At 65.2% G+C, this 24,795-nt stretch carries 24 protein-coding genes; 7 read left to right on the forward strand and 17 right to left on the reverse strand.

Annotated features, from left to right (window positions below; translation table 11 throughout):
- Window positions 1–45: 45 nt before the first annotated feature.
- From FB547_RS25580 to mdlC, 9 genes are all read right to left on the reverse strand, one after another.
- A protein-coding gene (locus FB547_RS25580) for an IS3 family transposase (RefSeq protein WP_410000817.1) occupies window positions 46–1,208 on the reverse strand; the annotation gives its coding sequence in 2 pieces (ribosomal slippage) (window positions 46–959 and window positions 959–1,208; 1,164 coding nt in all).
- A gap of 36 nt (window positions 1,209–1,244) precedes the next feature.
- Window positions 1,245–1,376, reverse strand: coding sequence for a hypothetical protein (locus FB547_RS33675; protein WP_261380393.1), 132 nt, complete (start codon window positions 1,374–1,376; stop codon window positions 1,245–1,247).
- Between the two features lie 123 nt (window positions 1,377–1,499).
- Window positions 1,500–2,018 (reverse strand): alpha-hydroxy-acid oxidizing protein, encoded by a 519-nt coding sequence (locus tag FB547_RS25585; RefSeq protein WP_410000818.1) that lies wholly within the window; start codon window positions 2,016–2,018, stop codon window positions 1,500–1,502.
- 40 nt (window positions 2,019–2,058) lie between these two features.
- Complete coding sequence (locus FB547_RS25590) at window positions 2,059–2,982, reverse strand: ketopantoate reductase family protein (protein WP_145746457.1); 924 nt, start codon at window positions 2,980–2,982, stop codon at window positions 2,059–2,061.
- Complete coding sequence (locus tag FB547_RS25595; RefSeq protein WP_145746458.1) at window positions 2,979–4,400, reverse strand: MFS transporter; 1,422 nt, start codon at window positions 4,398–4,400, stop codon at window positions 2,979–2,981. The genes FB547_RS25590 and FB547_RS25595 overlap by 4 nt, the downstream gene beginning before the upstream one ends.
- 144 nt (window positions 4,401–4,544) lie before the next feature.
- Window positions 4,545–5,735, reverse strand: a complete 1,191-nt coding sequence (gene pobA, locus FB547_RS25600) for a 4-hydroxybenzoate 3-monooxygenase (protein WP_145746459.1) — start codon at window positions 5,733–5,735, stop codon at window positions 4,545–4,547.
- A gap of 11 nt (window positions 5,736–5,746) precedes the next feature.
- The gene (locus tag FB547_RS25605; protein ID WP_186454250.1) at window positions 5,747–6,724 is read right to left on the reverse strand and encodes a Bug family tripartite tricarboxylate transporter substrate binding protein; all 978 of its coding nucleotides are present in this window, start codon (window positions 6,722–6,724) and stop codon (window positions 5,747–5,749) included.
- 154 nt (window positions 6,725–6,878) lie between these two features.
- The gene (locus tag FB547_RS25610; protein ID WP_145746460.1) at window positions 6,879–8,327 is read right to left on the reverse strand and encodes an aldehyde dehydrogenase; all 1,449 of its coding nucleotides are present in this window, start codon (window positions 8,325–8,327) and stop codon (window positions 6,879–6,881) included.
- 65 nt (window positions 8,328–8,392) lie between these two features.
- Window positions 8,393–10,024, reverse strand: coding sequence for a benzoylformate decarboxylase (gene mdlC, locus FB547_RS25615; RefSeq protein WP_145746461.1), 1,632 nt, complete (start codon window positions 10,022–10,024; stop codon window positions 8,393–8,395).
- Window positions 10,025–10,142: 118 nt separating this feature from the next.
- On the opposite strand from mdlC, the gene FB547_RS25620 reads away from it, so the two are divergent.
- Window positions 10,143–11,045: a LysR family transcriptional regulator gene (locus FB547_RS25620; protein ID WP_145746462.1), complete on the forward strand. Its 903-nt coding sequence runs from the start codon at window positions 10,143–10,145 to the stop codon at window positions 11,043–11,045.
- Window positions 11,046–11,077: 32 nt separating this feature from the next.
- On the opposite strand, the gene FB547_RS25625 is transcribed toward FB547_RS25620, so the two are convergent.
- Genes FB547_RS25625 through iaaH form a run of 5 tightly spaced genes read right to left on the reverse strand, consistent with a single transcriptional unit; the run spans window position 11,078 to window position 16,912 of the window.
- On the reverse strand, window positions 11,078–11,764 hold the full coding sequence (locus tag FB547_RS25625; protein ID WP_261380395.1) for an ATP-binding cassette domain-containing protein: 687 nt from the start codon (window positions 11,762–11,764) through the stop codon (window positions 11,078–11,080).
- Window positions 11,761–13,497 (reverse strand): ABC transporter permease subunit, encoded by a 1,737-nt coding sequence (locus FB547_RS25630; RefSeq protein ID WP_145746463.1) that lies wholly within the window; start codon window positions 13,495–13,497, stop codon window positions 11,761–11,763. The genes FB547_RS25625 and FB547_RS25630 overlap by 4 nt, the downstream gene beginning before the upstream one ends.
- Window positions 13,475–14,332 (reverse strand): branched-chain amino acid ABC transporter permease, encoded by an 858-nt coding sequence (locus FB547_RS25635; RefSeq protein ID WP_145746464.1) that lies wholly within the window; start codon window positions 14,330–14,332, stop codon window positions 13,475–13,477. Before FB547_RS25635 ends, FB547_RS25630 begins: the two co-directional genes overlap by 23 nt.
- Before the next feature lie 2 nt (window positions 14,333–14,334).
- Window positions 14,335–15,486 carry a substrate-binding domain-containing protein gene (locus FB547_RS25640; RefSeq protein WP_145746465.1) on the reverse strand — a complete coding sequence of 384 codons (1,152 nt, stop codon included), beginning with the start codon at window positions 15,484–15,486 and terminating at the stop codon, window positions 14,335–14,337.
- 19 nt (window positions 15,487–15,505) lie between these two features.
- On the reverse strand, window positions 15,506–16,912 hold the full coding sequence (gene iaaH / locus FB547_RS25645; RefSeq protein WP_145746466.1) for an indoleacetamide hydrolase: 1,407 nt from the start codon (window positions 16,910–16,912) through the stop codon (window positions 15,506–15,508).
- A gap of 174 nt (window positions 16,913–17,086) precedes the next feature.
- Between iaaH and FB547_RS25650 the strand changes: the two genes are divergently transcribed.
- Together FB547_RS25650 and FB547_RS25655 are read left to right on the forward strand one after the other, a co-directional pair.
- Complete coding sequence (locus FB547_RS25650) at window positions 17,087–17,950, forward strand: helix-turn-helix transcriptional regulator (RefSeq protein WP_145746467.1); 864 nt, start codon at window positions 17,087–17,089, stop codon at window positions 17,948–17,950.
- A 183-nt stretch (window positions 17,951–18,133) separates the two neighbouring features.
- Window positions 18,134–19,333 carry an IS256 family transposase gene (locus FB547_RS25655; RefSeq protein WP_145746468.1) on the forward strand — a complete coding sequence of 400 codons (1,200 nt, stop codon included), beginning with the start codon at window positions 18,134–18,136 and terminating at the stop codon, window positions 19,331–19,333.
- A gap of 1,231 nt (window positions 19,334–20,564) precedes the next feature.
- Here FB547_RS25655 and FB547_RS25660 read toward each other — a convergent pair.
- Window positions 20,565–21,101, reverse strand: a complete 537-nt coding sequence (locus tag FB547_RS25660) for a helix-turn-helix domain-containing protein (RefSeq protein ID WP_145746517.1) — start codon at window positions 21,099–21,101, stop codon at window positions 20,565–20,567.
- Window positions 21,102–21,300: 199 nt separating this feature from the next.
- On the opposite strand from FB547_RS25660, the gene FB547_RS33680 reads away from it, so the two are divergent.
- On the forward strand, window positions 21,301–21,666 hold the full coding sequence (locus FB547_RS33680; protein WP_145746469.1) for a helix-turn-helix domain-containing protein: 366 nt from the start codon (window positions 21,301–21,303) through the stop codon (window positions 21,664–21,666).
- Between the two features lie 183 nt (window positions 21,667–21,849).
- Here FB547_RS33680 and FB547_RS33685 read toward each other — a convergent pair whose 3' ends face one another.
- On the reverse strand, window positions 21,850–21,975 hold the full coding sequence (locus FB547_RS33685; RefSeq protein WP_225613158.1) for a type II toxin-antitoxin system RelE/ParE family toxin: 126 nt from the start codon (window positions 21,973–21,975) through the stop codon (window positions 21,850–21,852).
- A 1-nt stretch (window position 21,976) separates the two neighbouring features.
- A complete protein-coding gene (locus FB547_RS25675) occupies window positions 21,977–22,282 on the reverse strand; it encodes an antitoxin of toxin-antitoxin stability system (RefSeq protein WP_145746470.1) in 306 nt (101 codons plus the stop codon).
- 424 nt (window positions 22,283–22,706) lie between these two features.
- On the opposite strand from FB547_RS25675, the gene FB547_RS25680 reads away from it, so the two are divergent.
- From FB547_RS25680 to FB547_RS25690, 3 genes are read left to right on the forward strand one after another with little or no spacing between them, the layout of a single operon-like run.
- The gene (locus tag FB547_RS25680; protein ID WP_145746471.1) at window positions 22,707–23,420 is read left to right on the forward strand and encodes an ABC transporter substrate-binding protein; all 714 of its coding nucleotides are present in this window, start codon (window positions 22,707–22,709) and stop codon (window positions 23,418–23,420) included.
- A 15-nt stretch (window positions 23,421–23,435) separates the two neighbouring features.
- Window positions 23,436–24,107 (forward strand): ABC transporter permease subunit, encoded by a 672-nt coding sequence (locus FB547_RS25685; RefSeq protein WP_145746472.1) that lies wholly within the window; start codon window positions 23,436–23,438, stop codon window positions 24,105–24,107.
- 4 nt (window positions 24,108–24,111) lie between these two features.
- Window positions 24,112–24,792, forward strand: a complete 681-nt coding sequence (locus tag FB547_RS25690) for an ABC transporter permease (protein WP_145746473.1) — start codon at window positions 24,112–24,114, stop codon at window positions 24,790–24,792.
- Window positions 24,793–24,795: the final 3 nt, after the last annotated feature.

Below are 24,795 nucleotides of genomic sequence, written 5' to 3' on the forward strand. Positions count from 1 at the left end.
CCGCTGACTTAAGTTCCACTGACCTGCCCCCTTCTGCCGTGCCATTCATAACGAGGAAGTCCGGTGTTGCAAGATTAATTGATCTCGGTGGTTGTTGAGCTGGATCGAGCTGCATCGCCAGCGCTGGCGATGCAGCTCGGCGAACTTCGACGGAGGCACTCGCTGGCAACTGCTGTGCGGCCTGACCTCGTTGTAGTCCTGGCGCCAGAGCGTGATGGCCGATCGGGCCTGCTGCAGCATCTCGAACCACTGTTCGTTCAGGCACTCGTCCCTGAACTTGCCGTTGAAGCTCTCGATGTAGCCGTTCTGCATGGGCCGTCCCGGCTCGATCAGGATGTGACGGATGCCGTGGACCTGCGCCCAGCCCATGAAGGCGCGACTGGTGAACTCCGGGCCATTGTCGGTGCGCACAGCCAGCGGGTAGCCTCTGAACACGGCCGCTTGATCCAGCAGTCGCGTAACGTATTGCCCCGAGATTCCCCAGTCCACCGAGATGCTCACGCACTCGTGGCTGAAGTCATCGGCCACGGTCAAGCACTTGATGCGCCGTCCCGTGCTCAGGCTGTCGCTGACGAAGTCCATGCTCCACACCTCATTGACCGTCGTGGCCAGTTGCAGCGGCACGCGTTCGTTGGTGGGGCGTTTGACCTTCTTGCGCTTGCGCACCGCCAGGTTGGCCGCGCTGTACAGGCGGTAGACGCGCTTGTGGCTCACGCCCGGGAAGTGTGGGCGCAGCATGTCGTGGATGCGCCGATAGCCGAAGCGCCGACGTGCATGCGCGATCTCGACGATCTTGCTGCTGAGCTCTTGCGTCATGGCATCGGCCTCGGGTGGGTTGCGGTAGCTGTCGCGGGAGAGCCCCACAAGCCTGCAGGCGCGTCGCTCGCTCAGATCGCATTCCCCGATCATGATGGCGACGGCCGCGCGCTTGGCTTGCGGGGCTATCGCTTTACCCCGAAGGCCGTGTTCAGCGCGTGGATGTCCAGGTGCGCTTCGGCCAGCAGCTTCTTGAGTTTGTTGTTCTCGGCCTCGAGCTCACGCAGGCGCCTGGCATCGGGCGCGTCCATCCCGCCGTATTTGGCGCGCCATTTGTAGAAGGTCGCATCGCTGAAGCCGCCCTTGCGGCACAGATCTTTGATCGGCAGGCCGGACTCGGCTTGCTTGATGAAACCGATGATCTGCTCCTCGGTGTATCTGCTCTTTCTCATGTCCGTCATTCTCCAAGTTGACGGACTTCACTGCCATTACGCTGGTACGGTCGGGAGGGGGCAGGTCATGAGCACGAACTGGCTGGACTGCACCGGGTAGCAGCGCTGCAGCAAGCACTCGACCGTCATGCTCTTCAGCAGCGAGGCGGTCAGCGTCTCGTCCTTCATGTGCGCAGGTGAGTGCGGCAGTCGCGCGGCCGGATAGTTGCGGTGTGTCGCGCAAGCGCCGAGCGCCGGCCCGCTGCCAAAACCGAACGAGGATGTGTGACTAGTTGACGGCTACCGAGCTTCTCAATCGGCCTTTGCTTCGGTCCCGAGTTCGCGGTTGCCGCTGACGGGAACGTCCACGGTCAGCGCCAGCGCCTGGTAGCCGTCCTTCTGGGCACGCTCGACGATCTGGCTCGCCATCTCGCGGCGCATGACGTACAGCTGCATCCACTGCACGCCACCCGGTGCGGCGGCGCGTACATCCTCCAGCCGCATGTTGGAAGCGGTCGACAGTGAAAAAGGAATGCCCGCTTCGCCGACCGCGGCCGCCAGCAGGCGGTCGCCTTCCGGTCGGACCAGGCCGTTGAGCCCGGTCGGCGCAATGCCGAAGGGCTGCGCCCATTTCCGGCCGAAGACCTCGACGGAGGTATCGACCTGCGTGGTGTCGCGCAGCACGCGCGGCGTGAGCTCGATGGCCGACAGATCACCCGCATTTCGACGCATGCAATGGCCATCGTCGGCAGATCTTTCGATGTAGTCATGGACGAATCGCAGCAGCACCGCGCAGGCTCTGCGCCGATAGTCTTCGATGTTCAACAGCATGACCGAGGGGCAGTGAGCGTGTCTTGTATCGCTTGCGGCGTCAGGCGTTGGCACGCGTTTCCGCAAGGCGCACGAGAGACAGCAATGTCTCCGTAACAGGCAGCTTGATGTTCAGGGGGCCGGCCAGTGCCACGACGGCGCCGTTGATGCTCTCCACCTCGGTACGGCGACCGGCCAGCACGTCCTGCAGCATGGAGGGCTTGTGGCCCCTGTGCCGGGCGATGGCGTTCGCCACGTTGCCCCAGCATTTGGCGGGATCGACGTCGATGCCCATGCGCAATGCGACAGACAGCACTTCCGTGACGACGTCGTTCGCGAGGCGGCTGCCATCGGGCACTTTGCCGAGTTCGTCGACCGTGCAGCCGGATACGGCGCAGATGCTGTTCAGCGCGGCATTGAAAGCGACCTTCTCCCAGATCGCCGCCCACACGGTGCGGTCCGAGGTGCAATCGAGACCGGCCTTGGTGAGCACTTCGGCCACTTGGGAAACGAAGGGGCGCTCGATGCCGTCGGCCGCCATGAGCCGCACGACGCCCTTGCCGTGCGACTGCACGTGGCCGGGGCCGACCATGTCCGCCGGCCACGTGGTGACACCGATCAGGACGCGCTCCGGCGGCACGAACCCGGCGATCTTCTCGACGTTGCCCAAGCCGTTTTGCAGCGACAGCACATGCACGTCGGGTCCGATCAGATGTCCTACCCCGGACAGGGCCGCACTGGTGTGCAGCGTCTTGGTGAACACCAGGAGCAGATCGGGGAAACCGACAGCATCTTCCGGTCGCAGGGCCTTCAGCGACGTGACCTGCCGTTCGCCGCCGTCGGTCGCCAGGCGAAGCCCCTCGGTGCGGACCGCACCGATGTGCGCGTCGTTCACGTCGATCAGCGTGACTTCGTTGCCCGACTCGGCGAGCAAGCCACCGAACAGGGACCCCATCGCCCCCGCGCCGACGATCGAGATTTTCATGATGACCGCTCCTGTGAAATGTTTTGCGGCGGCAAGACGCCTGTGTAGCCCTGATCTCGATCGCGTCGCAGCAGCGCGTCGCGCCCGGGAATGTGCCGGCGCACAACGAGCAGCGCGACCATGGCGAGGAACATCGCCGAGCCCAGCAACGCCAGATACGCCATGGCCCCGCCCGCCGTGATCACGGCGGCCCCTGCGAAGGCGCTCAGGATGGCGCCGAGGCGCCCGAATGCCAGTGCGGATGCAGTGCCCGTCGCCCTGACGCTGGTCGGGTACATGAATGCGCACAGCGCGTACATGGTGGACTGCACGGCGTTCACAAACATGCCGTGCACGCCGAATCCGAAGATGAGGAGGCTGGTCTCCTTTCCGACGTTCAGGGTCTGCAGGGCGAACGCGCTTGCGGCGGCGCCGGCGCAGCACAGGACCAACGGCCAGCGCGATCCGAAACGGGAGATCGCCACCGCGCAGGCCAGCGCGCCGATCACGCCCCCGAGGTTGTAGGCCGTCAGTCCCGAACCGGCCACACTCATCGAAAGCCCCTCCGAGGCAAGCATCGTCGGCAGCCAGCTGAAGGCGGTGTACACGGCCGTCAGGCACATGAAGAACGCTGCCCAGGTCGCGAGCGTGTCGCGGGCCAGCCCGTTCGAGAAGAGCGCTCCGAAGCCGGCCCGCTTCTCGACGGCCTGCTCGGCCGCATCGACATAGCTGACATCCCGACCCATGGGACGTCCCATGCGTGCGAGCAGCCCGCCCAGTTCGCCCCAGCGCGCCGGGTGCCGTGCAAGGAAGCGCGGCGACTCCGGCAGCGTGAAGAACAGGAGCACCGCCAGGGCCATCGGGAAAGTGCCGCCGATGAAGAACAGCGCGCGCCATCCAAAGGCGGGCAGCACTTGTACAGCGAAGAGGCCTGCAAGCATGCCGCCCAGGGGCACGCAGACGATCGTGGCCGTGACGGCGAGCGTCCTTCGGCGGGCCGGCGTGAACTCGGCCGTGACCGTGGTCGAGCTCGGCAGCGCACCGCCGATGCCCAGGCCGGCAATGAATCGAAGCACCGCCACGGTCAGCACGTCGGGCGCAAGGCCGATCGCGCAGGTGGCCGCGCCGAACAGGAAGACGCTCGCGATGACGGCCATCCGGCGGCCGAAGCGATCGGCGAACAGCCCCGCACAGGCGCTTCCGATGCCCATGCCGATCAGGCCCGCCGCCACCGCAGGGACAAAGGCTTCGCGCGTGATGCCCCACTCCTTGATCATCGAAGGAATCGCGAACCCGATGAGCTGGCCGTCGAATCCATCCATCACGATCGAGAGGGCGGCCAGGAAGACCACGAGCTTCTGCATGGTCGTGTAGGGTCCGTCGTCCAGCAGCCGGCCGATGTCGGCATTGCCCTTGAAGGCTGCAGCGGTGGCGTTCATGGGTGCCCCCGGAAGCCGGCTGCGATCGCCGAAGAGAAGTGATGGTTCATGTCTTGTCTCCAGGTGGAGCGCTCGGCATTGCCTGGCGCTCAGGGGTGTGTCGACTGTCTTGCTTCCGCCTCTTGGTGAGCGGTGGTGCACGGGTCAATGGGCGATTTCGTCGAACGGCAGGCCGACGTAGTTCTCCGCCAATGCGGTCGACGCGGCGCGCGAGCCGGTGACGTAATCGAGTTCCGCGATCTGCACCTTGTGCTGGAATTCGTCGGCACCCGGGAAGCGATGCAGCATCGAGGTCATCCACCAGGAGAAGCGCTGCGCCTTCCAGATGCGCCGCAGCGCGATGTCGCTGTAGCGTTCGAGCAGCTCTTCCCGGCCCGACTCGTAGAACTCTCCGAACGCACGCGCGAGCACCCGCACGTCGGCGACTGCCAGGTTCAACCCTTTCGCGCCGGTCGGGGGCACCACGTGCGCCGCGTCCCCTGCCAGGAAAAGACGGCCGTACTGCATCGGTTCGGTCACGAAGCTGCGCATCCCGACGACGGTCTTGCTGAAGATCTCGCCTTCGATGGGCGCCCAGCCGTCGCGGGTGGCCAGGCGCGCGCGGAGCTCGCTCCAGATGCGGTCGTCCGACCAGTTCTCGATCTTGTCCGTCGGCTCGCATTGAAGGTACATGCGCTGCACTTCGGGCGAACGGGTGCTGACGAGCGCGAAGCCGCGCTCGCTCAGCGCGTAGATCAGCTCGTCGGAAGACGGCGGCGCCTTGCAGAGGATGCCGAGCCAGCCGAACGGATAGAGTCGCTCGAAGCCCTTCAACACGCTCTTCGGAATCGAGGGCCGGCTGACGCCCTGCGTGCCGTCGCAGCCGGCGATGAAATCGGCCTCGATGGTTTGCAGCTCGCCGCCGGGCTGCCGAAAGCGAACGCTCGGCGAGGTGGAGTCCAGCCCGTGCAGGCTCACATCCGACACTTCGAACCGGATGTCGCCGCCCGAGGCCAGGCGCACCGCCACCAGGTCCTTGATGACCTCGTGCTGCGCATAGACCATCACGGCCTTGCCGCCGGTCAGCTCCGGAAAATCGATGCGGCGGTCGATGCCGTCGAAACGCAGGATCGTTCCTTCATGCCGGAAGCCCTCGCGTTCCATGCGGGCACCCGCGCCGATCTCCTTCATGAGATCGACGGTCCCCTGTTCCAGCACGCCGGCGCGGATCGTGGCCTCGATCGCCTCGCGGCTGCGCGTTTCCAGGACGATCGACTCGATGCCCTGGAGGTGGAGGATCTGCGAGAGCATCAGCCCCGCGGGGCCTGCTCCGATGATGGCGACTTGCGTTTTCATGAGATGGACCTTCAGTCGAGGCGGATCTGGTTCTTGCGGATCAGCGCACCCCATCGCTCGCGTTCCGCATGCACATAGGAAGTCATCTGCTGCGGCGTGCCCGGCAGTGCTTCGAGCGACAGGGTTTCCAGCCGCGCCTTCACCGGCGTGGAGGCGAGCGCGGCCTGCAGCGTCCTGTTCAGGGCGGAGACGGTTTCGGGCGGAGTGCCCTTGGGAACGACCAGCCCCTGCCAGGCGGATGCATCGAAGCCGGTCAGGCCCTGCTCGGAGAGCGTGGGGACGTCAGGGAAATTCTTCAGGCGTTCCTTGCTGGCCACGCCGAGCGCCTTGAGCTTGCCCGACACCACGTACTGCTGGACCGTGGCGCTGTCCATGAGCGCGAACGGGATCTGGCCTCCCACGAGGTCGATGACCGCCGGCGCGCCCCCGCGATAGGCCACGTGCTGCAGCGCGAGACCGGTGCGTTCCCTGAACAGCTCGGCCGCCAGGTGCTGGGGACTGCCGGCACCCGCCGATGCGAAGTTCGCACCGTTGGGGTTGGCCTTGGCCCATGCGATGAATTCCTTCAGGTTGTTGGCGGGGTTGCTTGGATGAACGACCAGCAACAGAGGGAATCTGGCGAGCATGCCGACCGGCACGAAGTCCTTCTCCGCGTCGTACGGCAGCTTGGCGAACAGTGCCGGGTTGGCCGCCAGCGTGGCGAAATCGGCGGTGAACATGATGTTCCCGTAGTCCTTCGATTTCGCCACGTAGTCGGCGGCAATGTTCGTTGCGGCACCGGGCTTGTTGTTCACGATGATCGTGCGCTTCAACGACTTGCCCATCTCCTCGGCGATCGTTCGTGCCACGGTGTCGGAGCCGCCGCCGGCGGCATAGCCGACGACCCATTCGATCGGCTTTTGATCCTGTGCGAGCGCCACGGTGGGCGCGGCGGCCAGGGTGATCAGGGCGCAGGCGAGTGCCCGGCGGCTCATCGAACCAAACTTCATTTCTCTTGTCTCCGGTTTTAGGAATCGGGGTGCGGCGGCTTCGCTGCCGCATGCTTTCTCTCGTCCACCTCGGCGCTTTGCCGACGGTGAGATGACGCCCGGCGATGACGCCGGTGCGCCGATGCGCCGATGCGCCGATGCGCTTGTTCGTTTCCTAGAAGGGGTATTGGCGCGGCGTGGTCTGCACCGTCAGCCAGCGCAGCTCGGTGAATGCCTCCACGCCGGCCTTGCCGCCGAAGCGGCCGATGCCGCTGCCCTTGACGCCGCCGAAGGGCATCTGTGCTTCGTCGTGGACGGTGGGGCCATTCACGTGGCAGATGCCCGACTCGATGCGCCCCGCCACCTGGATGGCGCGCGCCACGTCGCGGCCGAACACTGCTGCCGCAAGGCCGTACTCGTTGTCGTTGGCGCATGCAACGGCCGCTTCCACGCCGCGGACCCGAACGATGCCCTTCACAGGACCGAAAGCCTCTTCCCGGAAGATGCGCATTTCCGAGGTGACGTGATCGAGCAGCGTCGCGGGCATCAGCGTGTCCTTCGCCTTTCCGCCGATGACGAGCTTGGCGCCCTTGGCAAGTGCGTCGTCGATCAGTTCGTTGCAGCGGTTGACCGTGCCCATGTCGACCACCGAGCCGAGCACCACCGGTCCCTGTCGCGGGTCGCCCAGCGGAAGGCTCGCAGCCCGGGCGCCGAGCCTGGCGACGAACTCGTCGGCGATGCTCTCGTCGACGACGATGCGTTCGGTCGACATGCAGATCTGTCCGGAGTTGGCGAACGCACCGAACACCGCCGCGTTGACGGCTGCATCTACATCGGCGTCGTCCAGGATGACCAGCGGAGCCTTGCCGCCGAGTTCGAGCACGACGGGCTTGAGGTACTTGGCGCAGGTGGCAGCGATGAGCTTGCCGACGTGGGTCGAGCCCGTGAAGTTGACGCGTCGAACCGCGGGGTGGGCCACCATCGCTTCGACGACGGCGGCGGCGTCCGCGGGCGCGTTGGTCACGAAGTTCACCACGCCCTTGGGCAGCCCGGCCTCCTGCAGCGCCTCGATGATCAGCCCATGCGTGGCGGGACAGATCTCGCTGCCCTTGAGAACGACCGTGTTGCCGCAGGCCAGCGGCGTCGCAATGGCACGCACGGCCAGGATCACCGGCGCGTTCCAGGGAGCGATGCCGAGGACGACGCCTGCCGGCTGCCGCACGGCCATGGCCAGGTTGCCCGGCACATCCGAGGGGATGACCTCGCCGCTGATCTGGGTGGTGAGCGATGCGGCCTCCAGCAGCATGCCTGCCGCGAGATGGACATTGAAACCTGCCCAGATGGCGGATGCGCCGGTCTCGGCGGCGATGGCCTCGGCGAAGGCCTCCGCCTTGGCTTCCAGCGCATGCGAGGCCTTCATGAGCAGCGCCCGGCGTTCGCCGGGGCCGGTGGTCGACCAGGTCTTGAAGGCCTCGGCCGCGGCATCCACCGCGGCGACGGCGTCTTGCGGCGCGGCCGCGGGGGCGGTCGTCGCCACGCTGCCGTCCAGAGGATTGCGCCGCTCAAAGGTTGCGCCGTCGCGAGCGTCCGTGCGCTCGCCATTGATCAACATCGAAATCTTCATCGGCTTGTCTCCGTAGGGTGGTTTGAAAAATGCGTCGCGCGCTGGAACGGGAACGAGCGGCGAGGTCAGGCGACCCGGACCTCCACGACGCCGGGCGCGTCGCTGGCCAGGGCCTCGTCGAGCGCCTTGCGCAGATCGGCCGGGTCGGTCACGCGCACCGCGGTGCATCCCATTCCCTTGGCCAGCGACTGGAAGTCGAGGTCGGGCAGCTCCGTGCCCTGCACGACATCGGTGGGCGAGAAGCCGAACACCGGCGCGAAATCCTGGAGTGCGGCGTACCGCCTGTTGTTCAGGATCACGAAGATGATCGGCAGCCTGTTCTGCGCCGCGCTCCAGAGCGCCTGGATGGAGTACATGCTCGATCCGTCGCCGATCAGGCAGATGACCCGGCTGCCGGGCTTGCCCAATGCAACGCCCACGGACGCGGGCATGCCGTAGCCGAGGCCGCCGCTGTCCATCGTGTAGAAGGTCTCGCTGCGGGTGAACGGCAAGCGGGCCTGCATCACGGGCCGTGCGCTCGGCGCCTCTTCGACCACGATGTGTTCCGGCTTCCTTGCTTGCGCGAGCGTTTGCAGCACATAGGCCACCGACATCAGCGGGGTCGGCTCCGCACGCGGCGCGGCTTTTCTGGCGGGCGGAAGCGGACGCGTCTTCCTCGGCGGCACGGCGAGCAGGTCCAGCAATCCCAGCCGGATGCTGCCGACGGCCGAGATGCCGACGGGCGCCCATGCCGCGGTATCCGGGTCCTCGGTCAACTGGCACAGGGCTGCGCCGGCAGGCACATGAGGACCCGCGCCTTCGACGTGGTAGGCGAAGGCCGGCGCGCCTATGGCGAGGATGAGATCGTGGCCCTCGAGCAGTTCGACGATGCGCTCGCGCATGGCCGGGAGGAAGCCGGCGAACAGGCGATGGTCTTCCGGAAAGCTGCAGCGTCCGGACATCGGCGCGACCCACACGCGGGCGTTGTGGGCTTCCGCCAATGCGACGACTTCGTTCCACGCGCCGTCCCGATCGGCGGCGGCGCCCACCACGAATGCCGGGCGCTCGCTTGCCTCCAGTGCGGTCGAGATCCGGGCAAGGAGCTCGGGCTCCGGACGCGTCCGGGTGCTCACGGCCCGGGTCGGAACCAGCTCGGTGTATTGGTCCCAGTCGTCCACGGGTACCGACACCAGCACCGGACCGCAAGGCGGCATCATGGCCAGGTAGTAGGCCCTGGCAATCGCGAGCGGCACGTCTTGGGCGCGGGCCGGCTCGATGCTCCATTTGACATAGGGCTTCGGCAGTTCGGTGGCCTGGGCCGACGACAGGAACGGGTCGAAGGGAAGGATCGAACGCGCCTGCTGCCCGGCTGTGATCACCATGGGCGTGCGGTTCTTGAAGGCGGTGAAGATGTTGCCCATGGCGTTGCCGACGCCGGCCGCCGAATGGAGATTCACGAACGAAGCGTTCCGGGTCGCCTGCGCGTAGCCGTCCGCCATGCCGACCACGCAGGCCTCCTGCAGGCCGAGGACGTAGCGGAAATCGCTCGGGAAGTCGCGGAACATCGGGAGCTCGGTTGACCCCGGATTCGCGAACACGGAGGTCATTCCGAAGCGGCGCATCAGGTCGAACACGGCCTCGCGAACGGTGATGCTGCTGGCGGCGGTGGCGGGGTGTGCGGGCGTCGCGGCAGCGGCGTGCAGTGCGGATCCGGTCATTGCGTGTTTCTTCCTGCTGTGCACCGCGAACTCGCAATGCTGTCTCGATGGCGGGAGTGTGAAATGGCATCTCCATCTTGAAAATTGCCTTTTCGAGAAAAAGTCATTACCGTTTGGCATGACTTTCGATCTGCAGCAACTCGTCGCCTTCAACGCCATCGTTTCGTCGGGAAGCCTCGGGCGAGCGGCCGACGCGCTCAACATCACCCAGCCCGCGCTGAGCCGCACGATCCGCAGGCTGGAAGAACAGGCAGGGGCGCCACTGTTCGAGCGCCATTCGAAGGGAATGCAGCTCACCGACGTGGGCCGCGCGCTGCAGCCGCATGCGCTGCTGCTGCAGCGCGAATCGGAGCACGCGAGCGAGAACATCAAGGCCATGCTCGGTCTGGCGAAGGGCACGATCCGCGTCGGCGCGGTCGGCAGCATCGCCTGCCTCGTGCTTCCTTCGGCCATCGGCCGGGCCTGCAGCAAGTGGCCGAACCTTCAGGTCCAGATCATCGAAGGCGTCTGGGACCGGCTGGCTGACGCGCTCGTCTCGCACGAGATCGACCTGGCGCTCGGGGTCGACACCGAGGACACGGCAGAGATCGTCGCCGTCAAGGACTGCAGGTGGGAGGACACCAGCTACGTCGTAGCTGGCCGCCACCACCCGCTGCGCAAGAAACGCAAGCTGAAGCTGTCGGACACGCTGGGCGAACGCTGGGCGATCCTTCCGAAGGGAACGGGGCCGTTCGAGCACATGAAGAGCGTGTTCGCGCGGCAGAACCTCGCGCTGCCCAACGTGGTCGTCGAGACGCGCTCGGTCATGGCGCTCAAGAGCCTGATCGGCCACTCGGGCTTTCTCGGCTGGATGCCCGCGCCGATGTACGACGCCGAGCGAAAGGCCGGGCTGATCGATGCCCTCGACATCCCGGGCGCGAGCGACAAGAGAATCCTGACCGCCTTTCGCAGGCGCGCCGGCATGCTGCCAGGCCCCTCCGTCAAGCTGCTCGAGGAGCTTCGCGTGCTGACGGCGGTCTGAAGCGACATGAGGCACGCATCGAGCGAAGATGGTCAGACGACCATGTGCTGCTCGATCCGCTCGCGGCCCAGGGCGGCGAAGCTGCCCTGCAGGACAACCTCTCCGTGGTCCAGGACCAGGACCGTGTCGGCAAAGGCCGCGACGAACTCCAGGTTCTGCTCGACGATGATGAATGAATCGCCACAGGTTTTCCTGCGATTGACCATCGCGGCCATCCGGTCGATGTTTTCCGGCTGTACACCTTCGGTAGGTTCGTCGAGCATCGCGAGCTTTGCCTTCAGCCCCATGGTCCGGGCGAAGGACAACAGCTTGCGCTCGCCGCCGCTGAGCGACCCCGCCCGCTGGTCGAGCCGGCGCTGAAGCAGCGGGAAGTGCTGGAAGACCTCCTCGTACCGATCGGCCTTCCGGTCGTCGAGGTGCAGCCACAGGTTGTCCGCCACCGTCAGCTCGCCGAACACGACGTTCTCCTGGGGCGCGAATGCGATTCCCAGGCCAAGCCGGGCGTGCAGCGGCCTGTCGCCGAGCGCCTGGCCGTTCCAGTCGATGTCGCCGCTGGTGAGCGGCAACTGGCCAGCCAACGCCTTCAGAAGCGTGCTCTTGCCGACACCGTTTCTTCCCACGATGGCGAGCGCATGGCCGGGCCGGACTTCTCCGGACACCCCACGGACCACAACGGTGTCGCCGTAGCCGCATACCAATTCGTTGAAGACCAGAGTCATTTGCGGCCTCCCGCGTACACCGCCCGCACCGCCGCGCTGGACTGGATGTCCGCGAGCGAGCCCTTGTCGAGAAGACGCCCCTGGTGCAGCACATACACATCGCCGCCCATGGCATCCACGGCCGTGATGTCATGCTCGATCAGCAGCGCAGCCGCACCGATCTGGCTCACCAGGGTCTTGATGGCATCGATCATTTGATGAGTCTCGCCGGGCGACAGTCCCGCGCAGGGTTCGTCCAGCAACACCAGCTTCGGCTCCGGAAGGAGCGTCATCGCCAGTTCCAGCGCTTGCCGATGCCCTTGCGCCAGCGTGCCGGCCGGAGCGTCGAGTTGCGACGCGAGGGCGGGAAACTCTTGCAGGATGTCGGCGAGAAGCCCGGTGTGCCATCCCAGCGTGGTCCGCTTCAGCGTGTCGACGGCGGATGCCCGCCCGGCCCAGACAGCCAGGCCCAGGTTCTCCCGCACCGTGAGGTCGGGAAAGACCGACGGCACCTGCATCTTGCGTCCGATGCCCTTGCGCGCCACGCGCCACGCAGACAGCCCACCGATATCGTGGCCGTTGAGCCTGACCCCGCCGCCGAGAAGCGGAAGCCGGCCCGTGATGACGTTGAACGAAGAGGTCTTGCCTGCGCCGTTGGGACCGATGACGCAGCGGATACCGGGCCCGCTGAGGGCAAGGGAAAGCTCGTCAAGGATCGTCACGCCCGACTGGGCCGTCTTCACCCCGTCGAGGGTCAAGGAGACGGGGGCCATGGACGTGGCCGCCTCATGCGCAGAGGGAGCCGGCGAATCCGCGCCGTGGCGCGGGTCGGCCCGGCGTTTCAGCAGACCCGCGACCCCGTTCGGCAGGAACAGCACCACGACGATGAAAAGCGCCGCCACAGCGACCTCCCAGTAGAGGAACTGCTCCCGAAGCTCGGCGGACGCATAGCCGACCACGGTGGCACCGAGCAACGGCCCCAGCGAGCTCCCCTTGCCTCCGACGGCGGCCCAGATCACGAACTCGGTCGAGAGGATGAAGCTCATCGCCTGCGGGGTCACGATGCCCTGGTGCACGGAGAACAAGGCACCTGCCGCCGCGGCGAGCAAGGCGGAGAACGCATAGGCGTTCGCCTTGACCCGGTCCGTCGCATAGCCGAGCAGTTGAAGCCGCTCCTCGTTCTGCGCCACTGCTTCCCAGATCACCCCGATGGGCCGGGCCGCCAGCATCGCGAGAACGAGCGTCGAGACGACTGCGACCGCCGCCACGAGCCAGTACAAAGTCTCGTACCGGGACGTGCCGGGAATGTCGGGAATGTTCGCCATGCCGTTGAAGCCGCCGGTCAGGCCGCTCCATTGCTGCGCCGCCAGGAAGCCCAGCATCGTCAGCGCAAGGGTGATGAGCGAGAAGTAGGGCCCACTGCGCGAGCTTCTGGCGAAGACCAGGCGCGCGATGACGTAGGCGAGCAACGCCGGCGCCACCACGGCGACCGGCAGCGCCAGGTACAGGGCGGGGTTCGACTCCGCGCCCTTGAGCATCCCGCCGAAGAGGTAGGCACCCAGCCCGAAGAAGAGCGCGTGCCCCAGGGGCAGGAATCCGAGGCGTCCCCAGCAGAGGGCCACGCCCTGCGCAGCGATCCCGTAGATCAGGAACAGGGCGATCTGGTACGCCACGAATTCGCTGGACGCGAACGGCAGCGCAACCAGTACCGCGGCCAGGAAGGCCGCCGATTTAGCGTCGCGAAAAAAGGCCATTGGGCTTGAGCCACAGAAAGATGATGGAGAGCATGAGCACCACCGCGTAGCCGCTGGTCTGCCCTGCCACGCTGCTGACGATGGCCTGCGAGCCGCCGATGATTCCGACACCGCCGAACATGCCGCCCAAGGTCCCGAGCCCGCCCACGACCAGCACGAAGAACGCGTCCAGGAGGTAGTCGACGCCGATGCCCGGTTCGATGCGGATCAACGGCGCAAGGAGCACCCCGGACAGGCCGGCGAACACGACTCCGATGACGAACGCCTGCGAAGCGAGCCGGCGGGTGTTGATGCCCAGCGCCTGCGCAAGAACGGGATTCGCCGTCATGGCGCGCACTCGAAGGCCGGCCGCACTGCGCCGATACCAGAGGAAGAGCCCCGCCATCACGACGAGCGCCAGAACGATCAGCGTCAGGCGATAGGCCGGGTACTGCGAACCGAAGACCATCATCGGTTCCGCCAGCGTCGATTCGACGTTCCGGTACTCCCTGCCGAAGACCGCTTCGACCAGCTTTCTCAGAAGCATGGCGAGCGCCCAGGTCGCGAGCAGCGTATCGAAAGGCCGCGAATAGAGCGGCCGTATGAGCCAGCGCTCCACCACGTAGCCGAGCGCGCCGCACACCACCACCGCCAGGGGAACCGCGGCCACCAGCGGCAGCCCCAGTTTCTGCACCGTCACCACCGAATAGGCTCCGAGCATCACGAACTCCCCGTGCGCCATGTTCATGACGCCGAGCAGGCCGAAGACGATCGCCAGGCCCAGCGTCGTGAGTGCGAGCGTGGCCAGTTCGTAGGCCAGGTTCAGGCCGTGCAGCAAGATGTTGCCATCGAGCATGGTCAGACCTTGCAAGTCTGGCCGGCGCCGACGTTCGGGAAGGTCTTCACCACGCGGAAGCCCTTGTCCGTGACGTCGGCCACGTAGATGTCCTGCTCCACGTGGCGCGCCTTGACGGTCACCGCGCCTCTCGGACCACTGTAGGTCGTTCCTTCGGAGGCGGCATCGAGCTTCGCCGGGTCCAGGCTCCCGGCCTTCTTCGCGAGCGCTTCGAGCATCAGGAAGCCTTCGTAGGTCGATTCGGCCAGGCCGTTCAATGCCGGTGCATTCGCGCCGTTGGCCTTGGCATAGTCCGCAGCAAACGCCTTCGCTGCGGACGTGTCGATGTTCGCGAAGTAGCCGGCGCTCGAATAGAGGTTGCGCGCATTGGCGAAGCCGATGCCCGCGAGGGTGTTCTCCTCGATCAGCGTGCCCAGGCGAATCGCCTTGTCCGAAAGGCCGAAGCTCGCAAACGACTTGTTGAAGGTCACCGAAGCGCCGCCGACCAGCGACACGAGCACGGCGTCCGCGCCGCTGTCGCGAATACGTGCAAGGCTCGCATCGAAGTTGTCGACGGTGAAGGGAAGGTACTCGTCCCCGACCACCTTGGCACCGGTCTTCTCGATGTAGGCCCTGGCGGTGGCATTGGTGTTGCGACCCCAGATGTAGTCGTTGCCGATCATGTACCACTTGGTCGGCTTGCGTTCGGCCGCCAGCCATGGGATCACGGGCTCTAGCTGCTGCTGGGGCGTCTCGCCCTTGACGTACGTACCCTTTGCACACTCCCCGCCTTCATAGACGGGCGTGCACAGGTACGGCACCTGGCCCTTAAACAGACCCACGAGCGCACCGCGCACCGCGCTGTCGTGCATTCCGATGACGGCACCCGCCTTCTGGCCCTTCCAGAGCTTCAGCGCGGCCTGGCCTGCTTCCGCGGGAGCAAGGCCCGCATCCCCGTACAGAAGCTCGACCTTGCGGCCCAGCACGCCGCCACGGGCGTTCAAGGCACTGGCGGCCATCTCGGCGCACGCCTTGCACGACGGACCGAACAAGCCGCCGGGACCGCTCTGGGGAATCATCACGGCCACCTTGAGCGGGTCGGCCGCGAAGGCTTTGGGCAGTGCGGAAGCTGCCCCTGCGGCCAGCGTTGCTTGCAGGAAATGACGACGATCCATGGAATGCTCCTTCGGGATTTCAGTTGGGAGTTTCGAGTTGAGCGGCAGGCGGAAGCGCTGACTGGACGGCTTCGGCAATCGCCAGAAGCCGGCGGTCGGAATCGATGGGGCCGTCGAGCGCGAGGCCCACCGGCAGGTTGTTCGCAAGGCCCAGCGGGATGGTTGCCCCGGGCAACGATGCATTGCTTCCGGGGTCTGTATTGCGAATGAATGTCCCGAAGGTCGGCTGCTGCGTGCCGTTCAGGTCGACCGTCTCGTCTTCACCGATGAAGGCTGCAACGCGCGGAGTCGTCGGGAATACCAGCGCTTCGATCCGATGCAATTCGAATGTCCGCTTGTAGAGAGCCTGCATCTGCCGTCTCGCCTGAAGAGCGCTCTCGTAGACGTCTTCGGGAATGCTCCCGCCGGTCAGAAGCGTACCGACCGCACCGCGCACGTCCGGACTTCCGACGGCTGCAATCATCTCCTCGAGCGTCACGCCACGACCGCGCACCTCGAGGTACTCCCGCATGTCACGCACAAACTCGAAGAGCGCCACCGGCAAGCTGACACTGGCACTGAGTTCGCTCAAGGCAGGCATATCGACATCCACGAGCTCGATACCCACTTGCCGCAGTGCATCGAGGGCGGATTCAGCCACCTGTTCAAGTTCGGGCTCCAAGTCATTCCAGAACGGAAGCCTTGGGACACCAAGGCGCAGCCCCTTGAGCGCCACCTTCATTGGTCCGCTCTTCGCGCCCGTCATCACCTCATCGAGAAGAGTGCAGTCCGCAACGGTGTAAGCCAGCGGCCCTGCGGTGTCACGAGTGAGCGAAATTGGTGCGATTCCCTGTGCCGACACGCGTCCCACAGTCGGTCGGAAACCGCTGACCCCGCAGAGGGCCGCCGGGACGCGGACCGACCCGCCCGTGTCCGTTCCGATGGAGGCGGGAACAATGCGCGCACCGACCACGGCGCCCGAGCCCCCGCTGCTGCCCCCGGGAATCCTGGTGCGGTCCCAGGGATTTTTGACGGCACCGGTGACCGCGTTGTTGTTGGTGATGCCGAACGCCAGCTCGTGCATACCCACTTTGCCCGCAATCACGGCCCCCGCCGCCCGCAGGCGGGCGACCAGCTCCGCATCCGCGTTGGGCTTCTTTCCGCTCAATGACGCCGTGCCGGCCCCACAGGCCATGCCGGCTGCCTCGATGTTGTCCTTCAAGGCGATGGGAATACCGAGCAAGGGGAGCCGCTCGCCGGCGGCAAGACGGCTGTCCGCATCGCGCGCTTCTTTCCGCAGTGCTTCGGGATCGAAGCTGACCCACACGTTGAGGTCCCTGCAGGCTTGCGACCGCGCGATGCAGGCCTCGGCCAGATCCAGGCTTGAGACGGACGCTCCATCAAGGAGCTTGCGAATGGCAGACAGAGGAAGGTCGATCGCGTGCATGGTTCGTTCAGCGTTTGGTGACGATTCAATGTACGCAGCGTGGTTTTGTCGGGGACCTATAGAAATCGTTAGGGGCCGCTCGCCGGGCGCTATGTAGGGTCAGACCCGACTGGCGGAAACCACGGCACTGCCTAGCATTGGCGCCCCGCGCATGAACCTTGCTTGGAATCGACCATGCACCTCTCCACCATTCAGACCAGGGCCCTGTCGGACCTCATGCGCCTGGTCGCGAACGCGACCGACGGCGACGAGCTGCGCGAGCGCATGGCGCTGCCGATGCTCGACCTCCTTCGTGCCGACACCTACGTGTCGATGGTGTGGGACGGCGAAAGGCAGCGCTTCGGCCGAACGACCGCGCTCAACATGTCCGAGGAGAACCTGCGGTCCTGGGACGACTACTTCCGCTTCGTGGACCCGCTGACCTACCCCATGATGCAGCGTCGCAAGCCGACCTTGGCAACGCAGGTGCTCTGCCAGAGAGACCTGTCGCGCACGGAGTTCTTCAATGACTTCCTTCGTCGCGACCGTATGTACTGGGGAGTGAATGTCTATTTCTACGATCAAGAGCGGTGCGTCGGGGACGTTCGCATCTGGCGCAATCGGGAGCGGGGGAATTTCGATACGGGAGAAATCGAGATCCTGAACCTCGTTGAGCCAGCGATCACCGCCGCGCTTTCACGGCTGGGCTGGAAGGAAACCGCACCTACCATCGAGGAGGGTGAATCCGCCGAGGCAACCCTTCAGCGCGAGGGACGCTTGAGCAAGCGCGAGGCCGAAGTGGCGTGGCTTGTCAGTTGCGGCTGTCCTGACAAGGAGATCCAGAGCCGGCTCGGCTTGGAATATCCAACGGTCCGCTTCCATCTAGGCAATGCCTTCAAAAAGCTGCGGGTCACCAACAGAGCCGCGCTTGTGGGTCGAGTTCGAGCCTTGCTGGCGCACCAGGAGCACGGAGTTACCCCGACGGGCATCGCGATGCCTGTCGCACCAGCAGAAGACGCAGTAGCCCCTTCTGCACTGCACTCTACGTTCGCTACCTAGCGTCGCAAGTTGATGTCCCTGGAAGTGGTGTAAGTCTTCTTTCACTCGCTGCGCGGCAAGGCGCGTAGGGCGTAGCCCGAAGCGGCTTGCCGCGCAGCGACCGCTCCCTTCGGGGGTGGCCATCGTGAAGTCCGGATAAGTTTGGGGTGCGACCCACCAAACCTGTCCATAAAGGAAATCACAATGACCACCGCCACTATGGCATTAGCCGAGCTCGCCGAGAAGGGAGCCGATGTCGACGTCCTGCGCCAGATGGTGCAATTCATGGCCCAGCGCCTGATGGAACTCGATGTTGAAGGCCGCTGCGGCGCAGCCTACGACGAGAAGAATCCCGCCGAGCGCCTCAACAGCCGCAACGGCTACCGCGAGCGCACCTGGGACGCCCGCGCCGGCAGTGTCGAGCTGAAGATCCCCAAGCTGCGCCAAGGCAGCTACTTCCCCGAGTTCCTGGAGCCTCGGCGCACCGCCGAGAAGGCGCTCACCGCCGTCATCCAGGAAGCCTATGTGCAAGGCATTTCCACGCGTTCCGTGGACGACCTGGTGAAGTCGCTGGGCATGAGTGGCGTCTCCAAGAGCCAAGTCAGCCGGCTGTGCGGCGAGCTCGACGAGCGCGTCAACGCCTTCCTGGGACGACAGATCGAGGGCGACTGGCCCTACCTGTGGGTCGATGCCACCTACGTGAAGACGCGCGAAGCCGGGCGCATCGTGAGCGTGGCGGTGATAGTGGCGGTCGGGGTCAACACCGACGGACAGCGTGAAGTGCTGGGTTTGAAGGTCGGCGCCTCGGAAGCCGAGCCCTTCTGGACCGAGTTCCTGCGCAGCCTGAACCGCCGTGGGCTGCGCGGCGTGAAGCTCGTGATCAGCGACAGCCACGAGGGCATCAAGGCGGCGGCTGCGAAGGTTCTGAAGGCGACTTGGCAGCGTTGCCGGGTGCACTTCATGCGCAACGCCCTGGCGCATGCTGGCAAGACCCAGCGGCGCATGGTCTCGGCCGCCATCGGCACCGTGTTCGTACAGGACTCGGCCGATGCAGCGCGGGCGCAATGGCGCTCGGTCGCCGACCAGCTCCGAGATAAGTTCCCTAAGCTCGGCGCACTGATGGACGACGCGGAGAACGACGTGCTGGCCCTCATGACCTTCCCTCGAGCGCACTGGACGCAGATTTACAGCACGAACCCTCTGGAACGGCTGAACGCCGAGATCAAGCGACGTACGAACGTAGTGGGCATCTTCCCCAACGACGCCTCGATCACGCGGCTCGTCGGCGCCATGATGATGGAGCAGAACGACGAGTGGTCGCTCAACCGGCGCTACATGCAGTTGGAGGGCTTGCAGACCCTGAGCGATACTGCGCCCACTCGGCTGTCCGCAGTGGCACGCTGAGTACCGTGCAGCTCAGCCTTCTCCGGGCTGTGGACCTACACCACGGAATGGGACGCGACCCGTTGCAAATATCAGAATCACATTCGTGGCTCGTGGACGAGACCATATATGGGCAGAAGCGAACTTCGGCTTTATGCCGATTGTGTTGAAAAACTCGCCTCCAAACTTGCTTGCATTGGCGATCGCACAGGGTTTGCAGTCAAGTTGACGAAGCGAGAGCGCGCAGCATGCCTCGCGACTCACCTCACGCGCTCTTCACGATGGCAACACTTTCTCGGAGTTTCAGAGCTTTAACCCGCTTGCCGGACTGGTCGTAACCTGCGATCACGGAAGCAGCATGCCCGTCGCTTTAGTACCCTGTTGGGATCCCGGTGAGGTTTGGAGCAAGATCGTGAACGAAATCGAGATCACACCAAGCCGATTGGATCGCGGCCTTCTTATCGGTCGCCAGTGCATAGCGGCGTTAGCGCAGGTAGTCGCGAGCTTGCCTACGCCGTCCGGCTCGCCATATAACCAACCACCGATAACCACAGGCATGTAAACGCCTGGTTATCGATGACTAGCTTCCCTGGCGTTCGACCTGCGAAAGGCGAACTTCCAGAGAGGGCGAGCCAACGCCCGGAAAGGAGCACGGCAGCATTCAGGCTATCCAGCAGTGACGGACGACAATCATCTTGAGCGACGCCGCTCAAAGTAGTTGACGCCGGGCACCAGCAGTAAGCATTGCAAATGCCCCGAGGCCACAGTCTCAAGGAGCTATCGAAGCGGACGCAGGTGATGTTCCTCACCCACCACGACCACCTCATGCCCCGGGTCGAGCAAGTCTTCGGGTTAGGGGTCAATGTTGTGCAGTTGCAGCGATGATGCCTGAGGGCGCCTGACGCGCCGCTATGCAGCATTTTTGAACGGTTTGCGCAGCTGATGTTGCGCGGAAATGACTTGCGCGGCTAATCAGTTGACTCCGCCAGTGTGAAGTGGCCACTCGGGACAGGCGTCGTTCAATGACTGGTGTTGGCGCTTGCTGCCGTTCAGGTTCTGGACTGTGAGTGACTCAGGTCAGTCTGAAGCAGGCATACCCGAAGGCTGCTAAACGGCTGAGGTCGGCGCGTCTTGCCAAACAAACGGCGGCGGTGTTCAGATGGGATTGGAATCGGCTAGCGAATTCGCAGGGGAACCATCGAATGAGCATCCGCGTCGCCCCGCGCAGCGCGGCAGGGCCTCCAAGGACAGCCTACTCTCGCAGCGTGAACACCACCGACAGGTAAGAGACCGGCGGGGTCCGAATGGCCTCAATCCCATGGAGTGCGGTCGCATCGAACAGCAGCGAGTCCCCTGCCCTCACCTCCGCTGTCCTGCCGCCGTAACGGTAGCTGACCTCCCCGGACAGGAAGTACAGGAACTTGAGACCCGGGTGCTGGAAGGTCACGTAGGGATCGGCGCCGGGCAGCAACGTGACCAGATAGGGCTCGACGAACAGGTTGCCCGACAGCAGGTGGCCCAGCAGCTCGTAGCGGTAGTCCGCCACTGCGCCGATCCGATCGACCAAGACACCATGTCCTGCACGCACATGGCAAAAGTCCGTGCGCCGCGCCTGATCACTGAAGAAGCGCGACGCCGGCACACCCAGACCATTCGCGAGACGCTCCAAGGTCTCCACCGATGGCGAGACCAATCCGCGCTCGATGCGAGAAAGCATCGAGGCAGAAATCCCCGAGGTCTTGGCCAGTTCGCCGCCAGACACCTCGGCCGCCATGCGCAGCGCCCTCACCTGCGCCCCAATGCGCGTCGCCGACGGGCTGCGCGCCGCATGCGTCGATCGGCGCGCCTTTGCGGGCAATGCGGACGTGGGGATTCGTACTGGTCGCGCGGTTGGCAATGGTGACGCTTGATAGATAGCCATGACCGGTTTTTCTATGCAGTGTATATGCCGTCGATTCTAGGGCTGCAAAGAAAGATCGTCAGCATGTATGCCCATTGCCGCCAAGAGATCGAACCTGCAGGCTCCAACGCACAGAGAGCCCATTTCGATCGCACTCGGCAAGCGTCTCAAAGAACTTCGGATAAGAGCAGATAGATCTCAGACCGAACTCGCCTTCGATTGCGAACTTGATCGGACCTACATATCGCTCATCGAGCGAGGACTAGCGAATCCATCGCTGTGGACTCTTGGCACACTGGCATTCGCGTTAAGAACGACAGTCCCGGATCTATTGCAAGGCAATACGTATGTCGTTGAGCCATCCATGGGTGAACAAAGCAGAAAGCGTCGAGTGAATCAGGCCTCCCACGAGTCAAAACTCGCCACCGGCAGCAGGCGTTCGCAGCTGCGTTGACGGCTTTCTCGATGGGTAAGTTGGCGATCGATTGGGGGCGACGCGTATCAACACCATCCTTTGAGGTATGCCTGGCTTTAATCGCACGTGCATTGCGGTGGGCGTTGGTCCGCACCTCATAGACCAGCCGATAGCTCGCGTGTGGGATCAGCTCGCGGGTGCCCGGAATCTGTCCTGTCCGTCCTAGCAGGGGTGCTCGGCCAACCGGCCGACGGCTGCCGAGAAAGTCTCATCCATGCGGATGGCGGCAAGCGGGTTGTCCTGAGCAATGAAGTCGACGATGTAGGCGCGGTCTTGCTCGGCGGACAGGTCACAGGACCCTCATGCGTCGCCGCCGCCGGCTTTGGCCCGCAGTGCAGCGCGACGGGGCAGCAAAGCGAGCCTCGACGCCGGCATCACCGGCGTATTGACCGGATGCGATCTGCGCACGCGCCGTGTCGACCTTGGCACGCAGGAAGGTGTCGCATTCACGGGCGTGCCGTTGACGCTCGATGAACTCACGCATCAATTCGCGCACCACCTGCGACGCCGGGCGGTGGCTGGCCTCGGCCTCGGCCATGAAGGCGTCGCGCAACTCTGGTTCTGGCTTCATGGTGACCATGGCTTCTTTGGACATGACCGGCTCCAGGAACATTGATACCAACGAAGTATCTACAACATCAATACCCTTTTGCCACACTGCCGCCGCTGATACGAGCTCGCCGGTGGCGGCGCGGTGGCGAGGCGCAAATCGATGGGCTCACCGCAAAGCGGCCGCTCCATACCCCCGAGCGCGCCGCCAGACACGCTCGCGGGCACCGACTCGAATTGCCCGCGATGCAATGTGCGCTTCCCCCGGCACGCTGGCCCCTCTGCGCCCGAAGGGTGGTCCTTCGAATGGGCAATTGCTTCCGATGCAAGCATTGCGCACACTCCGAAGCTCCTCGACGATTCGCGCATCACAACGATTCGTCTCGGAGACAATGTCCATGCGCTTCCACGCTTCGCTTCCCGGCTTGCTTCGCCGGCCCCTCTGTCTGGCGCTCTTCTCATGCCTCTGGATGGCTGCGGCCAACGCCCAGGGCAGCTACCGCATCGCGACCGAAGGCTCGTACCCGCCCTGGAGCTTCAAGGACTCGCAGGGAATGCTCCAGGGCTGGGATGTCGACATCGCACGTGCACTGTGCGAGAAGATGAAGGCCAAGTGCGAGATCGTCGCACAGGACTGGGATGGCATCATCCCGGGCCTTGTCGCCCGCAAGTACGACATGATCGTCGCGAGCATGGCGATCACGCCGCAGCGGCGCGAGCGCGTGGCCTTCTCGGCCAAGTACAAGGATACCATCTCGCGCTTCGTCGCCCGCAGGGGAACACCGCCGAACGTCGACCCCGCGGCGCTCAAGGGCAAGACCATCGGTGTCCAGCGCGGCTCGGTCCAGGCAGCCTACCTCGTGCAGAACTACAGGGACGCCGACCTCAAGTTCTACGACACGCCGCAGGCCGCCGAACTCGACCTCGTTGCCGGCCGCGTCGAGTACATCCTCGGCAACATGGTCACCTACCACGTCGGTTTCCTGAAGACGCCCGAGGCCAAGGACTTCGCGTTCGTCGGCCCCGAGCTCAAGGGCGGCATCCTCGGCGAAGGCAACGGCATCGCTGTGCGCAAGGACGATGGGCAGACCCTGGCGAGGATCAACGCCGCCCTTGAAGCGATCCGGGCCGACGGCACCTACGACCGCATCACGGCGAAGTACTTCCCGTTCAAGCTGATGTAGGCGCCGCGACCCCTGATGAACATCCTCCATGGTTTTGGCGGCCAGTTGCTCCTGGGCGCGCTTGCGACGCTGCAGCTCGCGGCCGCCGCGCTGGTGCTCGGCACGCTGCTCGGCGCAGCCGTCTGCGGCCTGCAGCTCTCCGGCCACCGCGTTCTGCGGGCCGCCGGTGACGGCTACGCCGCGGTGGTCCGGGGCATTCCCGACCTGCTGATCGTCTTCGCCGTTTTCTTTGGCGGCTCGCTCACGCTGGCCGCGCTCACCGGCCGCTATGTCGAGATCGACACCTTTCTCGCCGGTGTGGCCGCGCTGGCGCTCTCGTTCGGCGCCTATGCTGCCGAGATCGCGCGGGGCGCACTGATGTCGGTCCCGAAAACCCAGCGGGAGGCCGCAAGGACGCTCGGACTGTCGCGCGCCCAGGCGCTGTGGACCGTCGTGCTGCCGCAGGCGGCCCGCTTCGCGCTCGCCCCGTTCGGCAACCAGTCGATCGTTCTGCTCAAGCAGACGTCGATCGTCTCCATCGTCGGGTGCGACGAACTCATGCGCAAGGCCGCAGAGGCGTCCGGCGCGACGCGCGAGCCGTTCACGATGTATCTCGCCGCCGCCTGCATCTATCTTGCGCTGACCGGCTTCGCCACGCTGTGCCTCGAGTGGGCGGAGCGCCGTGCCGCGCGCCCGTTGGCCGCCTGACCCGATGTTCGACATCACCCTTCTGTGGTCCGTGCTGCCCGCGCTGGTCGAGGGCGCCTGGCTCACGCTCAAGCTCACGGCCTCTGTCATCCTCCTGGGCACGACCTTGTCGATCCCCGTCGCCCTCGGCAGGAACGCGCGGGCCGCCGGTCTGCGCGCGGCGGCCCATGCCTACGTGCTCTTCTTTCGCGGGACCCCCGCGCTGGTCCAGCTGTTCCTGCTCTACTACGGGGCGGGCCAGTTCGACGTGATCCGGCATTCCGTGCTGTGGCCCGTGCTGCGCGATCCCTACTGGTGCGTGGTGATCGCCCTGGGACTGAACTCGGCCGCCTACTCGGGCAAGACGCTGGGCGCCGCACTGGCCGCGATCCCGCGGGGGACGCGCGAGGCCGCCCGCGTCCTCGGGCTCGGCCGCGTCCAGGCCTTTGGCCTGATCGACCTGCCGCTCGCGGTGCGCACGGCGCTGCCGGCCTTCGGCAACGAGATCATCCTGACCTGCAAGGCGACATCGCTCGCCAGCACCGTCACCCTGCTCGAGCTCACGGGCAGCGCCCGCCTGCTCACCGCCGAGACCTACGCGCCTTACGAGATCTTTCTCGGCGCAGGCCTCGTCTATCTCGCCATCAACTACGTCCTGCTGCGCGGCGTCCGCGCGCTCGAGGTCTCGTTGAATCGTCCACACTGAACT

The sequence above is a fragment of the Variovorax beijingensis genome, from assembly GCF_007828835.1.
Classification (GTDB): Bacteria; Pseudomonadota; Gammaproteobacteria; order Burkholderiales; family Burkholderiaceae_C; genus Variovorax; species Variovorax beijingensis_A.